Origin of the sequence: Coprococcus sp. AF16-5 (genome assembly GCF_003479365.1) — a bacterium.
In the GTDB taxonomy this organism is placed as follows: Bacteria; Bacillota; Clostridia; order Lachnospirales; family Lachnospiraceae; genus Coprococcus; species Coprococcus aceti.
The window spans coordinates 169,472-184,916 of sequence record NZ_QUGZ01000003.1 but is presented as its reverse complement, the minus strand read 5'-3'; the positions used below and the strand labels follow the sequence as shown (position 1 = coordinate 184,916).

General features: G+C 44.8%; 13 protein-coding genes. 9 read left to right on the top strand and 4 right to left on the bottom strand.

Going from position 1 to position 15,445, the window contains the following annotated elements; all coding sequences use genetic code 11:
• The first annotated feature begins 5 nt into the window (after positions 1-5).
• A complete protein-coding gene (locus DWW70_RS09470; RefSeq protein ID WP_055146627.1) occupies positions 6-437 on the top strand; it encodes a flavodoxin in 432 nt (143 codons plus the stop codon).
• A 291-nt stretch (positions 438-728) separates the two neighbouring features.
• On the opposite strand, the gene DWW70_RS09465 is transcribed toward DWW70_RS09470, so the two are convergent.
• Entirely contained in the window at positions 729-1,442 is a 714-nt protein-coding gene (locus DWW70_RS09465) for a DUF6198 family protein (protein ID WP_118649737.1), read from the bottom strand.
• 258 nt (positions 1,443-1,700) lie between these two features.
• Between DWW70_RS09465 and DWW70_RS09460 the strand changes: the two genes are divergently transcribed.
• The 8 genes from DWW70_RS09460 (at position 1,701) to trpS (ending at position 10,353) form a co-directional block, all read left to right on the top strand.
• Complete coding sequence (locus DWW70_RS09460; RefSeq protein WP_118649736.1) at positions 1,701-2,576, top strand: LysR family transcriptional regulator; 876 nt, start codon at positions 1,701-1,703, stop codon at positions 2,574-2,576.
• 125 nt (positions 2,577-2,701) lie between these two features.
• Positions 2,702-4,366, top strand: a complete 1,665-nt coding sequence (locus DWW70_RS09455) for a GGDEF domain-containing protein (RefSeq protein ID WP_118649735.1) — start codon at positions 2,702-2,704, stop codon at positions 4,364-4,366.
• Positions 4,367-4,494: 128 nt separating this feature from the next.
• A complete protein-coding gene (locus tag DWW70_RS09450) occupies positions 4,495-5,826 on the top strand; it encodes an MATE family efflux transporter (RefSeq protein ID WP_118649734.1) in 1,332 nt (443 codons plus the stop codon).
• A 208-nt stretch (positions 5,827-6,034) separates the two neighbouring features.
• Entirely contained in the window at positions 6,035-6,706 is a 672-nt protein-coding gene (locus DWW70_RS09445) for an AzlC family ABC transporter permease (RefSeq protein WP_243017705.1), read from the top strand.
• Between the two features lie 59 nt (positions 6,707-6,765).
• Positions 6,766-7,089, top strand: coding sequence for a branched-chain amino acid transporter permease (locus tag DWW70_RS09440; RefSeq protein ID WP_118649733.1), 324 nt, complete (start codon positions 6,766-6,768; stop codon positions 7,087-7,089).
• Positions 7,090-7,310: 221 nt separating this feature from the next.
• Entirely contained in the window at positions 7,311-8,210 is a 900-nt protein-coding gene (locus DWW70_RS09435) for a serine O-acetyltransferase (RefSeq protein WP_118649732.1), read from the top strand.
• Between the two features lie 11 nt (positions 8,211-8,221).
• Positions 8,222-9,196, top strand: coding sequence for an ATP-dependent 6-phosphofructokinase (locus tag DWW70_RS09430; RefSeq protein ID WP_015533735.1), 975 nt, complete (start codon positions 8,222-8,224; stop codon positions 9,194-9,196).
• A 95-nt stretch (positions 9,197-9,291) separates the two neighbouring features.
• On the top strand, positions 9,292-10,353 hold the full coding sequence (gene trpS / locus DWW70_RS09425; protein WP_015533736.1) for a tryptophan--tRNA ligase: 1,062 nt from the start codon (positions 9,292-9,294) through the stop codon (positions 10,351-10,353).
• 192 nt (positions 10,354-10,545) lie between these two features.
• On the opposite strand, the gene DWW70_RS09420 is transcribed toward trpS, so the two are convergent.
• The 3 genes from DWW70_RS09420 to DWW70_RS09410 are packed head-to-tail and all read right to left on the bottom strand — an operon-like array spanning position 10,546 to position 15,419.
• Entirely contained in the window at positions 10,546-12,663 is a 2,118-nt protein-coding gene (locus DWW70_RS09420; RefSeq protein WP_118649731.1) for a YhgE/Pip domain-containing protein, read from the bottom strand.
• Positions 12,660-13,256, bottom strand: a complete 597-nt coding sequence (locus tag DWW70_RS09415; protein ID WP_118649730.1) for a hypothetical protein — start codon at positions 13,254-13,256, stop codon at positions 12,660-12,662. The genes DWW70_RS09420 and DWW70_RS09415 overlap by 4 nt, the downstream gene beginning before the upstream one ends.
• A 21-nt stretch (positions 13,257-13,277) precedes the next feature.
• Positions 13,278-15,419 (bottom strand): YhgE/Pip domain-containing protein, encoded by a 2,142-nt coding sequence (locus DWW70_RS09410; protein WP_118649729.1) that lies wholly within the window; start codon positions 15,417-15,419, stop codon positions 13,278-13,280.
• Between the last annotated feature and the right edge of the window lie 26 nt (positions 15,420-15,445).

The following is a 15,445-nucleotide window of genomic DNA, read 5'->3' as shown; positions in this document are numbered from 1 at the left end:
TTATTATGAGCAAAATTAATATCGTATTCTGGACACAGGGCGGAAATACACAGATGATGGCGGAGGCTATCGCAGACGGCGTGAGAGATGCCGGAAAGGAAGCGGAGGTAGTATTTGTAAGCAGCATCACACCAGATGCACTCAAGGATGAACCAGTATTTGCACTGGGATGCCCGGCTATGGGAGCTGAGGTGCTTGAGGAGGCTGAGATGGAGCCATTTGTTGCTGAGGTTGAGGGATTTGCTTCAGGCAAGAAGATCGCACTCTTCGGTTCATACGGCTGGGGAGATGGCGAGTGGATGCGCGACTGGGAGGCGAGAATGCAGTCAGCAGGCGCAGAACTCGTAGGCGGAGCCGGACTTATGTGCCATGAGACACCTGACGCAGAAGGCCTTGAGGAGTGTAAGGAGCTTGGACGCCAGCTGGCAAATGCCTGATTGACGGACGGCACGGACGATAAAAAATAACCATATATATGCAGTCACGTTCGGCTTCCATTGATTCGACCAGTTACATATGCATGCGGCTACGCAAACGATAAGGGCGTTGTTTGCTTCGCCTTAGCAGGTAACTGATCGAACCAATGGAGCCTTCACTACCGACTGGCATATATATGGTTATTTTTTATCTACGTGCCTGGTCGTGGGGATATAAAAAGAGCCGCTTGAGAAAATCTGTAATTTGAATGTGATTCTCTCAGGCGGTTCTTTTTTGTGTTGAATTTGTTCTTAGCGTCCTGCATACTGGGCGTTATGGCTGCCGTGGCGCTTAATGTGTGCTGTTATGTATGGAGCTATTGTAACATGTTTGTCCATGACATTTCCAACTATGGCGATTCCCTTGCCCATGGTGAAGGCAGCAAGGACTGTGCCGATTCCCAGACCGTAGATATGACCGAGGATAAAACCTGTCATGGCAGCTGTCGTTGCAAGGCAGATCACATCAAACGAAATCTTAACCTTGGAATATTTTGCTGATATAATCTCAGACAGCTCTCTTGGGAAAAGGTCTGTCGGGATGATCGGAAGTCCACATCTGTTGGACAGTGCGATTCCGATACATATCAAAATGTAACTTATCACAAAGTAAAGGATTCTCCATGGGAGGGCAGTTGGCAAAGCCCCGATCCACATCTCATGGATATCCAGCATCTTGCCAAATACGAAACCAACTATGAAACTGCACAGATATTGGGGAACGAATTTCTTTCTCATGATCATGAGGGTGAGAATAAGTACGCCCTGAAATATGTATGTCCAGGTTCCGAGAGTCAGTCTTGGAAGAACCAGCGAGAATGCGTATGGCACGCTGGATATTGCCGATATTCCTGCTGCAGAATAGAGCATGAGAACCACTCCGAAACTGTTGATGGTGACTGCTGTTATCAGGGCAATTTCGCCCCACATGTTATGCAGATGTGCATTTCCTGATTGAGTATTCATTTTCTGCTTTTCCTCATTTCTTTCTTTATATAATGTGTTTTATAACATAGCCTTTGATTTCCCCAGCATCAGGGAAGCTTTAATTGTATAAGACTTCATATATGTATATCCCTGCGGTTTTTGATTGTAGCACCGACAACACCACATAACAAATAAATAGTTTTTATGGTTTGATAGATTTTGTCTATAAAAAATATTCGGATTGTATTAAAATATGAATAGGATCATATATAAATAGTGAAAAAGGGGGAGGTATAAGTGAATCTGTCATATATTAGATATTTTGTTGAACTGGCCCATGTTCAGCATTATACAAATGCAGCCAGAAATCTGAATATAACGCAGCCAAGTCTCAGTCACGCAATATCCCAGCTAGAGGAAGATCTTGGGGTAATGCTTTTTGAAAAGAATGGGCGCAATACGGAGCTCACTGCATTTGGCAGAGAATTCCTTGCATGTGCAGAGCGTTCGCTTGGCACGCTTGATGCGGGGGTAGAGTCCATACAAAAGGAGGCTGCCGGGGATGGCGTGATACGGCTTGGTCTCATAAGACCTCTTGGAATGGAATTTGTACCGCGTCTGGCAGCGGAGTATCTGAAGAAGGATGAAAACAGAAATGTGTCATTTACATTTCACACAGGAACCACAGGACAGCTGCTTGATGATCTTGCGGCTAGAAAATATGACATGGTTTTCTGTTCGAGACCGCCTGAGACGATGGGATTTTCCGCCATTCCAGTTGGCAGACAGGATCTTGTTGTCATAGCACCGTCGGGACACCCTTTGGCAGACAGGGATTCGGTGACAGTTGAGGATACACTTGGGTATAAACATGTATATTTTTCGAAGGAATCTGGAATGAGAAGTCTTGTGGATGAGATGTTTGAAGGGCTTGGCAAAGCTCCTGAGATAGCATGCGAAACGGAGGAGGATGAGGTCATAGCCGGACTTGTGGCAGCAGGGTTTGGAATAGCGGTAGTCCCTTACATGGATATGCTCAAAAGGCTTGATGTGAAGGTTCTTAGTATAAAACATCAGCCGGTTGACAGGCTTTACTATGTTGTTCATGACAGCCGGACATATATGTCCCCTGTGGCGACAAAATTCCATAAATATGTGTTATCTAGTAATTGACAAATTAAGGTATGATATATAGAATGATTCTCATATGAACTTATAAAATTGAGAAAATGTTGCACAAATCAAATTGTACAATTACTACAATAAATCGCCAGGAAGTTTAAGGGGGCGCATAGTTAGTGGATAGGACTGCTGTATTTAATATAGCATTTGAAATGTGGGGAATATTAATCTGTCTGTTTGCATTTGTGGTTATATTCCTTCAGAAGAATAATAATAGAGATAAAAAGAATGTGAGTCTATGTATGGAGGCTGCATGTATCATCCTGCTGGCTGCAGATATATTGTCATGGTATTATCAGGGAAAAACAGGACAGACAGCCTATTACATGCTGAAGATAAGCAATTTTGCCGTGTTCTTTATCAACTATTTATATATGACTCTGTTTACGTTTTATCTTCTTGTCATTCTCAACAGAGGAGAGACGAAGATGCCAGCGAAAGCAAGGGGCGTGGTAGTTCTGAGTGCTGCTGGGATAGTCCTGCTCATTATATCCCAGTTCAGTGACAAGCTGTTCTATTATATAGATGATAATAACTTCTATAACAGGAGCAGCGGTTATCTGTTGTCGCAGCTTATTGCAGCAGCAGGACTTGTTCTAAGTTTTTCGATACTTTTGCAGTATAAAAAAAGACTGGAAAAAAGAGTTTTCTGGTCAAGTGTTTTGTATTTTATCCTGCCATGTATATCCACGGTTGTTGTCATATTCTATTATGGGATTTCATTCCAGACAATATCTGTGGTTGCTTCTACACAGATCATGTTTGCAGTTGATATGGTCGAGATGGACAGATCACTTGCGAGATCCAGACAGGAGGTTGAGCGTACAAAGTACGAGGCTGAGCATGATCTTCTGACCGGCATGTACAACAAGACAGCCGGAATGCAGAGGATAAGAGAGTATATAGATAACATGACTGACGAAGATAGTGCTTCTCTTGTATTTGTGGATATAGATGATTTCAAGAGTGTAAATGATACATATGGTCACGCAGTTGGTGATTACTGGATTGAGAAGGTGGCAAAGTTTCTCCGGAGTGACTGCTATGAAGAGGACGTTGCCTGCAGGTATGGTGGAGACGAGTATGTTGTGCTTCACAAGGGCTTATCGGATATATCTGTTCTGGAGTCAAAGGTGATAAGATTTGCCAGAAAACTTCAGCGCAAGACAATGGAGAGAGGGCAGAATGTCCATTGCAGTGCTGGTATATGTCAGATCAATGGTTCAGGATTCAGCACAGAAGAGTGTATGAATGTCGCGGACACTGCGCTGTATGAAGCAAAAAAGAAGGGCAAGAATGTCAGCGTGATCCACAGCATCAACAGGGATGGTACGGACAGAGTGACCGTACTTGACAAGATAGAGTCTGATATAAAAAAGGCTCAATCCAGGGTAGAGGCAAGGATCGCATATATGTATACTGATATTATATATGTTAATTATGAGAACGATAAATACCGTGTTATAAAAGGCGATTCTGAGCTGAACAATGCTGTATCTTGTGCGAATAACTACGATGAAGTAATTGGATTGATAAGTAACCGGTTTGACTCGGATCGGTCAAGAAAAATAGTCAGAGATTTTCTCAGCCGTGAGCGCATGGAGAGTTACGCAGGCGGCAATACGGAATATCAGACAGAAAATTTCCTCAGAGGGGTTTTGTCAGTCAGCTGTGCAAACAACCATGGGGGTGCAAGCCTTATACATGCTATCCCAGTGGAAGAGGATGGTGACAGAGGCTACTTTGTGGTCGTACAGGATCTTGACATATATGCTGGTTGAAGTATAAAATAATACATAATAATTTTAACGAAAACAAGTTGGTGGATTTTTCCGGATCAGGTCATCTTTTCGCCCCACAACCGCAAGGTTGTGGGGCTTTATTTATGCCATCCGGGGACGGAGGTTTTATGAACGAGAATTTTATGAAAGAAAAGCCGGTGTTCCCACTTTTGATGTCCATGGCACTGCCTATGGTTATATCGATGATGGTGAATGCTTTGTACAATATAGTTGACAGTTTCTTTGTGGCGAAGATAAGTGAGGATGCGATGACAGCACTTTCGTATGTATTTCCGCTGCAGAATTTTGTAAATGCTGTGGCGATCGGATTTGGTGTTGGAATAAACGCGGTGATAGCCATATATCTTGGAGCCAAGGATAATGATCGGGCAAATCGGGCAGCTAGTTGGGGGATGTTTCTTGCTGTTATACAGGGAATAGTGATGACAGTCGTGTGTATTGCCATCATTCCATCGTTTCTCAGAGCCTTCAAGGCAAGTGGAGACGTCCTTGACCTTGGCTGTCGTTACGCAGACATAGTATTTGGATTTTCTATAATTATTTCGGTTGATCTTGCATTTGAGAAGGTGTTCCAGTCGGTTGGACGCATGATAGTTACAATGGTTGGACTGATGGGCGGCTGTATTGTGAATATAGTGTTTGATCCGCTGCTGATATTTGGTGTGGGACCATTTCCTGAAATGGGGATAGAAGGCGCTGCGCTGGCAACTGGTCTGGGACAGGTGTTTACACTGATCATTTATTTTATTGTGTACTTTGGAAGACCGATAAATGTGAAGTTCGGCATAAGGCATTTGCATGAGGGCGGTCTGATGGTGAAGAAGCTGTATGCCATAGGCATACCTGCTATACTCAATATGGCACTGCCTTCTCTGCTCACAAGCGCACTCAACGCCATACTCAGCATGTATTCGGCAACTTATGTCATGATCCTGGGCGTGTACTACAAGCTTCAGACATTCCTGTATATGCCGGCAAATGGAATCATTCAGGGAATGCGTCCTATCATAGGCTATAACTATGGTGCTGGAGAGCATGCCAGGGTGAAGAAGATATTCACCATAACGCTTGCATTAAATGTTGGAATCATGCTGGCTGGAACAGTTGTGTGCCTGCTCATCCCGGAGAGGCTTATAGGTATGTTCACAGAGAATATGTCTACAATAAATGCAGGTGGAACAGCACTGCGCATCATATGCGCCGGATTTTTAGTGTCGGCTGTGTCGGTAACTGCATCTGGAGCACTTGAGGGATTGGGAAAGGGCACTCCGTCCCTGCTCATATCCCTGCTCAGATATGTGGTTGTCATAATCCCGGCTGCATGGATACTTTCAAGGCTTTGTGGTTTCGGACCTGCTGGTGTGTGGAATGCGTTCTGGGTAGCAGAGCTTATAACGGCGGTGTGCGCGGCGTTTATATATAGAGGGGCTGTGAGATGAGAATTTATACCTTTGAATGAGATGGCGGTATTGCCCAATAATATGCAGTATGTTAGAATGATCATGGTTATCCTATAGAAATAGTAGGATAATTATGGCTGCTTTGTCTGCGTGGCAATAAGCCCCAAGTTTGTGCTGTGCTGATTTAGAGCTATTGTAATAAGTGAATTTGGAGACCATCGCGCTAGCTTGAGAGAAAGGAAAAATCGTGGGAAATATATTCAGAAAAGCATTCATCAAATCAATCCCAATCATGTGCAGTTATTTGTTCGTCAGCATGGCATACGGAATTATGATGGAGAATGCCGGATTCAAATGGTATTATTCACTGCTGGTCAGCCTGACGGTGTACACGGGGGCGTACCAGTTTGTGCTTGTGACGCTGCTTTCAAGCGGAGCATCCATACTCACCATGGCACTCACTGCATTTCTGATGAACAGCAGGCAGAGTTTTTATGCACTGACATTTGTGGATGAATTCAACCGTATGGGAAAGCGGAAGTTATATATGATACATACAATGACGGATGAGACTTATGCCGTGAACTGCACCTTGCCGGACACCGGTAAGGAGAAACAGAGCATCATGTTCTGGGTGGCTTTTTTGTCGAGGTGTTACTGGATGGTCGGTGCGGTTGCCGGGGGAATCCTGGGGCAGATCATTCCGTTTGATATGACGGGGATTGATTTCTGTATGACGGCGCTGTTTGTCATCATATTTATCAATCAGTGGGAGAAGGCGGAGAGCCATATCCCGGCGATTGCAGGAATTGTGATAGCGGCAGTGTGTCTGCTGGTAGTTGGACCGCAGTATTTCCTTTTGCCATCACTGATCATAGCGTCAGCGGTGCTTGTGGTGTGGAATATGAGACGCAAATAAGTCTCAGATAAAATTGAAACAGTACGATTTAAGAAGTGTAGGAAGAACAGGGAAATAACATGAATACGAAATATATATTGATAGGAATTGCGGTGTCGGCAGTTGTAACATTTGCACTGAGGGCACTTCCATTTGTCATATTTAATGGAAAAAGACAGATGCCGGAGATGCTGGTAAAGCTTGGGAAGGTGCTTCCGGCGACCATCATGGCGGTGCTCATAGTGTACTGTTTGAAGGGGGCGGTGGCGGCTCCGGTGGCAACTGGAATACCAAGTCTCGTTGGCGTTCTGGTGACAGGCGGGACATACAAATGGAGGCACAATACGCTTCTGAGTATCCTGCTGGGAACTGCGAGTTATATGATTATGCTGCGCATAATGTAGATAATCATTTTTGGTTGATTGTTTTTAGCAGTAATCTCTGCAATCGGATTGCGGATAATTTGTACGCAGAATCCCACTATTGAATGAACGTGCATAATTTGTTAGAATAGCTGTGTGTTTATCGACTTAAGCACATATTATAATATGAAGATATCATCGCGGCAGATTTTGTCTGGGCAGGTGATATTGGGAGATATTATTAGAAAGGATCTGAATAAGTAATGGATAGATCAGATAAACAGAGAATTGAGGGAATCGTGCAGAGGATACTGGATGATTTCGGCGATGACAGAGCCATCAACAAGACGGATCTGTGCAACGAGCCGGATAAGACAGCCATTATCGATGTGATCGACAAACTCATGAAGATTCTGTATCCGGGTTATTACAGCGACAAGCTGTATAAGATATACAGCTTGAAGAATAACATGTCTGTTATCATAGAGGATGTAATATTCCATCTGAAGAAGCAGATCATGATAGTTCTCAGGTATTGCAAAAAGTTTCCTGAGCTCACAGATGCTGACCTTGAGGATAAGGCGATGGATATAACATATGAATTCATGGACAAGATACCTCAGATAAGAGACTATCTTGAGACTGATATCCAGGCAGCGTTTGATGGGGATCCTGCTGCGGGCAGCAAGGATGAGGTCATACTTTCATACCCTGGACTGTATGCCATATCTGTATACCGTATGGCACATGAGCTTTGGCTGCTGGATGTGCCGATGATACCAAGGATCATGACTGAGCACGCCCACAGCGTGACCGGAATAGATATTCATCCGGGCGCCACCATAGGAAAGTATTTCTTTATTGACCATGGTACGGGAATCGTTATCGGCGAGACGACTATTATCGGCGAGCATGTGAAGATATATCAGGGCGTGACACTTGGAGGACTCTCTACACAGGGAGGTCAGAAGCTCAAGGGAGCCAAGAGACATCCAACCATCGGTGACAATGTAACCATCTATTCAGGCGCGTCCATCCTTGGAGGCGAGACTATCATCGAGGACAACGTTGTTGTGGGTGGTAATACATTTATCACCAACTCAGTAGAGAAGGATACAAGGGTTACTGCCAAGAAGCAGGAGCTTCAGTATAAAAATAATTAGAGGACATACAAATGAGTGACATACGAAAGATAGCGGTTCTTACCAGCGGAGGAGATGCTCCGGGCATGAATTCAGCTGTTAGGGCTGTGGTTGTATCGGCCATCAACAGTGGAATAGAGATAGTCGGAGTGATGCGTGGTTACGAGGGACTTATCGACTGGGAGACACAGCCGCTCGGCCTGGCGGACGTCAGGAACATAAACAATCAGGGTGGAACGATACTTTTCACCAGCAGAAGCGAGAGATTCCTTCAGAAAGAATACCGCGAGCAGGCGGCAAAGAATCTGAGAGATCACGATATAGATGCGCTTGTTGCCATCGGTGGGGATGGAACACTCCGTGGAGCCATAGCATTTCAGAATGAGGGTATCAATACCATCTGCATCCCTGGAACAATAGACAGAGATGTTGCATGTTCTGAGTATACCCTGGGATTTGACACAGCGGCGAATACAGCCATGGAGGCCATTGACAGGATAAGAGATTCATCGGTTTCCCACGGACGATGCAGCGTCGTGGAGGTCATGGGACGAAAGAGAGGCTATATAGCGCTCTGGGCAGGCATGGCGACATCAGCTGATGCCATCATAATTCCTGAAAAATGGGATGGTGACTATGACAGTATCATAGATACGATAAAGGCAAAGCATGCTGACGGAAGGAACAGCTATCTGGTGGTTGTGGCCGAGGGTGTTACAGATGCTCCAGAGCTTGCACAGATGATTCTTGATAAGACTGGTATAGAGTCGAGGGTATCGGTGCTTGGCTATATACAGAGAGGCGGACAGCCAACGGCAAAGGACAGGATGTATGGCTCACTCATGGGTGCGTATGCCGTTGATGTACTCAAGAAGAACAAGGCAAATCGTATGATAGCTATCAAGAACGATATACTTATAGACTATGATATAAAAGAGGCAATTGATATACAGAACAATCAGATCGATTCCTTCCAGTATGAGCTGAGTAAGCTGCTGGCCGAGTAATCGGTGAGGCTGGCAGTGGGTAAAAAATAAGCTGACTGATTATAAAAAGATATATAAATGACAGGTATAAAAGATACAATATAAAGGAGAAGGTTATGAAACAGGTAATATTAACAGGCGACCGTCCTACGGGCCGTCTTCATGTGGGACATTATGTAGGATCACTTAAGAGAAGAGTCGATCTTCAGAATTCAGGAAAGTATGATGAGATTTACATCATGGTGGCTGATGCGCAGGCGCTTACAGACAACGCAGAGCATCCTGAGAAGGTCAGACAGAATATTATGCAGGTTGCTTTGGATTATCTTGCCTGTGGCATAGATCCAGAGAAGTCTACTATATTCATCCAGTCAATGGTACCAGAGCTCACAGAGCTCACATTCTACTATATGAACCTTGTAACAGTGGCAAGAGTCCAGAGAAATCCTACCGTTAAGGCAGAGATCAAGATGAGAAACTTCGAGGCAAGTATCCCTGTTGGATTCTTCTGTTATCCTATCAGCCAGGCTGCAGATATCACAGCATTCAAGGCCACAGAGGTTCCTGTTGGAGAGGATCAGATGCCTATGATCGAGCAGTGTAAGGAGATCGTTCACAAGTTCAATTCGGTATACGGTGAGACACTTGTTGATCCAAAGATCGTTCTTCCTGACAATGAGGCATGTCTCAGACTTCCAGGTACAGATGGTAAGGCCAAGATGAGTAAGTCACTTGGAAACTGTATCTACCTGTCAGAGGATCCTGCAGATATCAAGAAGAAGGTTATGTCCATGTACACAGATCCAAACCACATCCGTGTAGAGGATCCTGGTCAGATCGAGGGCAATTCAGTATTTACATATCTTGATGCATTCAGCAAGCCAGAGTACTTTGAGGAGTTCCTTCCAGACTACAGTGGTATGGATGAGCTCAAGGAGCACTACACCAGAGGTGGCCTCGGTGATGTAAAGGTCAAGAAGTTCCTGAACAATGTTCTTCAGGCTGAGCTTGCACCTATCAGAGAGCGTCGTCAGATGTGGGAGAAGAGACCACAGGATGTATATGACATCTTAAAGAGTGGCAGCGAGGTTGCCAGAGCAAAGGCAGCAGAGACACTTGCAGATGTGCGCCGTGCGATGAAGATAGATTACTTCGAGAACGACAATCTGTTCAAGTAAGAAATAATATAACTATTAGCTGAATTATATATGAAAAGAGGATAAAATTCTCGTCAAATGTCCTGAAAAGTGATATTTGGGACAAAGCAAGGGAATTTTATCCTTTTTTTCATGCAAATAATCATTTTAGAGATATTTTTGTGCTACAACCTCACCACAACGGCTTCATACGGATACTACCTGAGGCGTTAATTATATAAACAATCCGGATTTCTCCTTGCTGTGCTCAAGCTTGTCAAGAAGCTTTGCACAAGGCTTGGCGAGCAGCAGTCCGATGACCGCGGATATCGCAACATATATCAGCAGGGTGGCAAGACATTTGCCGTAGGTGTGCTGATACATTCCGGCGACACATTCCCTGAGGGCGTTCATGCAGTATGAGAACGGCATGAATTTGTACAGGTACTGGTACACTGATGGGAGCACTTCCACAGGGAAGGTTCCACCTGCTCCCGCAACCTGAATGACCATGATGATCACGGCGATGGCCTCACCGATATTGCCAAATGCCACGGTGAGAGAGTAGATCAGGAATGTAAATACAAAGCTCGTCATTATGGCGGCCAGTGCAAATGCTATCGGATGCTTGCACTGTATTCCCACGTAGAACAGATCGCCCATAACGGTTATGATTGTCTGGACCTGTCCGATGACGAAGAAGTTAAGATATCTTCCGAAGAACTTCTGGTAAGGCTTCACGCCCTCAAGCTCTTCATTGTCCTTGACCTTAACGTGTATGAGTGCCACAAGTATGAGAGCACCGACCCACAGTGCCAGGACCGTGTAGAATGGTGCCATGGCTGATCCGTAGTTGGATATCTCGTATACAGCAACTGTGTTCATCTGTACCGGTGATGAGATGAAATTCACTATCACCTGTGGATTGTCCTTGATGGCATTTATGAAATCCTGGTAGCTGCTGTTAGACGTGATCGTCTGTATGTCGGCCTTGATCTTGTCTATGCTTTCTTTGAGATCCTTCAGACATTTGATCGTTCCCGCGATGTCTGAGGTTCCGTCCTTCAGAATGTCCTGATACTCGGTCAGGGACTTGCTGATATCGTTGAAGTTTCCCGGAACATTTGCCAGCACGGTCTGTGCCTGTGCCAGAGATGACTGGATATTCTCTAACGAAGATTTCAGTTCAGGCGAAAGTTCGTTATTTATGAGATCCTTCACTGAAGCAATGTCATTTGTACACTTCTTTATGTCGGACGATACCGCTTTTTTCAGTGATGCAAATTCTTCGTCCGACAGGCTTGTGTCGGATACAAGCTTTGCTAAGTCTTCGTTCAGATTTTCAAACTGAAGTTTGGCATCCGATACTATAGGTGACTGGGCTTCGATCAATCGGTTTATGGTGTCCAGAACATTGGTGCCAAGGGAACCATTGAGGTCAGTTTCGATTGATACTGATCCGATATCGTGGGTTCTTGAGAGGCTGTCCACGGTTTTACCAAGCTCTGTAAGTCTGTCAGAGATCATGTCGAGACCTGTGTTCAGCAGTGATATCGAGGTGTCTGCAACGTCGCTGCTTATGCCTGCGCTGTCACTCAGATTTCCAAGACTGCTTGAGCCGCTCTGTGCCATGCTGTCTATGCTTGGAAACAGAAGCTGAGTGGTATCGATGGCATCTGATGCAGACTCTGTGAGCAGTGAAAATGTATTCAGCATATAGACGTAATTGTCCAGCGTGGATGAGATCTGTTCCAGTTTGCTCTCAAGACCGGCAACGAGGTCTGAACCGTCTATGTTATTTCCAGAAATGAAATCTCCGGCATTTGCAAATACCTCGGTCAGCGTGCTTATGATCTTTGTGTTTATCTCGTTTTGGACGGTCGTCTTGACCTTGCCGGTTATCTTGGTGGCAATGGCGTTCTTCTTGCTGTTCTCGTAGTATTCGATATTTGGATTGACGATGTTGCCATTTAGTATGCTGAGCATGTTCGCCGTGAAGTCCTTTGGTATGATTATTCCGGCATAACATTCCCCGCTGGCGATGAGTTCAAGTGCCTCATCTTTATTATCGGCAAATGTCCAGTCGATAGTGTTGTTGTTTTCAAGACTTTCGATCACCATGTCTCCGATGGTTAGATTTATTCCGCTCATTTCGATTCCATCATCCTCAGAGTAGACGGAGATCTTCATGAGTGAGGTGGCGGACTCTCCATACGGATCCCAGTTTGACAGGATGTTGAACCACGCATACAGGGAAGGGATTATGCACAGACCCATGACTATGGACAGTGCGACAACATTTGTGGTGATCCTGCGCAGATCAGATATGTATACACGCCAAATGTTTTTCATGATAATTCCTCCTTGTCAGCTTCTGTGTTTTCTGTGGCTTCATCCTGTTCATCCGTCTGAACCGAGTCGCCATGTTCATCTGTCTGAACTTTCTTGTTTTGCTCATCAGACTGCACAGACACACTCTGATCATTCTGCACAGCCTCAGCCATCTCAGCCACCTTGTCCTGCACGGCGGTGATCTGTGTCTGAATGTCTGTTTTTACATTTGTTATTATGTCGTCCAGCTTCTTCTTCGGTGCAGCGACTTTTGTATATATGCTGTTGATGTCGATGAGACCGTCAATATTATCTTCCGTATCCTGAAGCGAGTTAACCATCTCCTGTACCTTGTAATCCGAGTATTCCACATGTATCAGATACGCCGCGATTATGAACAGGCTGGCGATCCACAGAACAAGAAATATGATCTTGGAGCTGCCGGTCAGAAAGAGCAGGATAAGGAAGCATGCGGGAACAGTGAATATACACTTAATACCCGCCTTCAGCTTTTTTACATTTGCTGCATGGGCATTGTCTCTGAATGCAAGCACCTGGGACTTTATGTCAGATGGTTCGGTGCTGGTTGTATTTGAATTTGTATCTTCGTTCATGGGTGTTCCTCCTTATTTGCATTACATCATATCCGTATCTTCCATACGTTTCTCGATGAAGTGCATGATATGGATAAATGGTTTTCTGATTATAAGTCCTATGACCAGTGCAACCACAATGAAAATTGACAATTCAAGCAGATATTTGAACATGTCTGCGTGATACATTCCGCCAATACATTCACGCATTGCATTTATCGCATATGGGAATGGGAAGAATATGTACACCTGTCTGAAGAAGTTCGGAAGAGCCTCAATAGGGTAGGTTCCACCGCTCCCCGCTATCTGCAGCACCATGATCACAACAGCGAGGGCCTTGCCTATGTCGCCAAATGATATGGTGAGTGAATATATCAATATTGAAAATGTCAGCCCTGTGAGTGCCGCAGTTGCCCAGAATGCAAATGGGTGCAGACACTGTATCTTCAGCAGGAACAGATCTCCAAGCACTATGACCAGAACCTGAAGCTGAGACAGCAGGAAGAAAATAAGGTATCTTCCAAAGAACAACTGGTGTGGTCTGGCATCCTTCAGATAGTCCGCATCCTTCACATGCACCTTCATGAGGGAGACGAGAATTGTCATTCCGACCCAGATGGCAAGCACTGAGTAAAATGGTGCCATGGACGAGCCGTAGTTGGCAATGCTGTAGTAGTAATGTTCCTCGACGGCAACAGGCTTTGACAGGAATGACGCCAGCGCCTCTGAGTCTCCATTGAGGAAGGCGATGATCATGTCGGTCACCTCGCTGTCAGCGGCCTTGTTTATCTCGTCTGTGGCGGTCTGGATCTTGTCCCTGATGCCGCTTATGAGATCAGAGAGATCTGAGAGACTGGTGTTCATTGATGCAATGGTAACCTTATAATTGTCAAATACAGAGCTTGCACTGTTTATGGTAGAATTCAGGGTATTTAACAGATCCTGAGCGTTTTTCAGTGCATTTTTGATGTTCAGGATTATGTTGTCCATGTCAGGAATGACCTGACTGGTAAATGTATCGTCGATGTCTGAGACAGAGTCGATGATCTGGTCGAGCTTATCTGATACGGCATTTTCTGCATTTGTGATCGCAGACATATCCAGACTATCGATGGTGTCAGCGGTGAGAGAGGAAATTTTCTTAACCTCTGTTTTCAGCTTGTCAAGCTTGTTGAGTGCATCTGAAACCTCATTCGTGTTGCTTATGTCAAGAGATTTGATATATTCGTCGACTGCATCGATCTTTTGCTGAAGTTTGTCTGCATCTGCCTTGATATTCTCAAGATCGGCAGATATGTTCTCTGCATCATCCTTCATATGGATAAGCTTTGCAGAGCTTTTCAGATTCTGTATGTCCTGCGCGATGCTGTCAATCTGATCCTGAAGAGAATTCCTGACAGTGTAGTAGGTTGAGCCCACTGAGTCTATATCGGACATGCTTGAATCAATGGCGGAACCCGCATCGGACAGAAGCTTGCTGCTCTTGTCAGTTGCGTCCTTGAGCTTTGTGCTGGTCTTGAGTTTGTTATTTGCCTTGATTATGGAATCTATGGTTTTCTGATATCCGGCGAGATTGTCATCGACGGTCTTGAGTGCTGTGATGAAGTCCGTTCCCTTGAGATCCTTCGACAGATCCGTGTCGGAGTCGTCAATGGCAGTGATAAGCTTCTGTGATATCGCCTTGACGTAGGTCTCGTTGATACTTGTCTTGAGAGTAGAGACTGCGGTGTCGGTTATCTTAGGTGCCACGGCATTTTTCTTCTCATTTTCATAGTAGGTGAAGCTTGGATTTACGAAGTTGTCCGTCAGGGCATTGAACATGTTGTAGGAGAAATCCTCATCAATGACGACGGCGGCATAGTATTTGCCTGATTTCACACCGTCGATGGCGGACTTTTCAGAATCTGGGAATACCCATCCGATACTGGTCTGGCTTTTCAGTTTATCAGCCACGGACTGACCCATGTTCATCTCGTTGCCGTCTGCGTCTGTGTAGCCCCTGTCCAGGTTGACGACGGCGATATTGATATTGCCGGTATTGGCATATGGATCCCAGTTTGCAAATATGTTGAACCATGCATACAGCGCAGGCAGTATGCACAGTCCAACGGCGAGAACTATTGTGAGTATACTTTTTTTGATACCGATCAGGTCGTTTTTAAATATTTTCAGTATTGTTTTCATTTTTATGTAATTCCTATTTATATAGT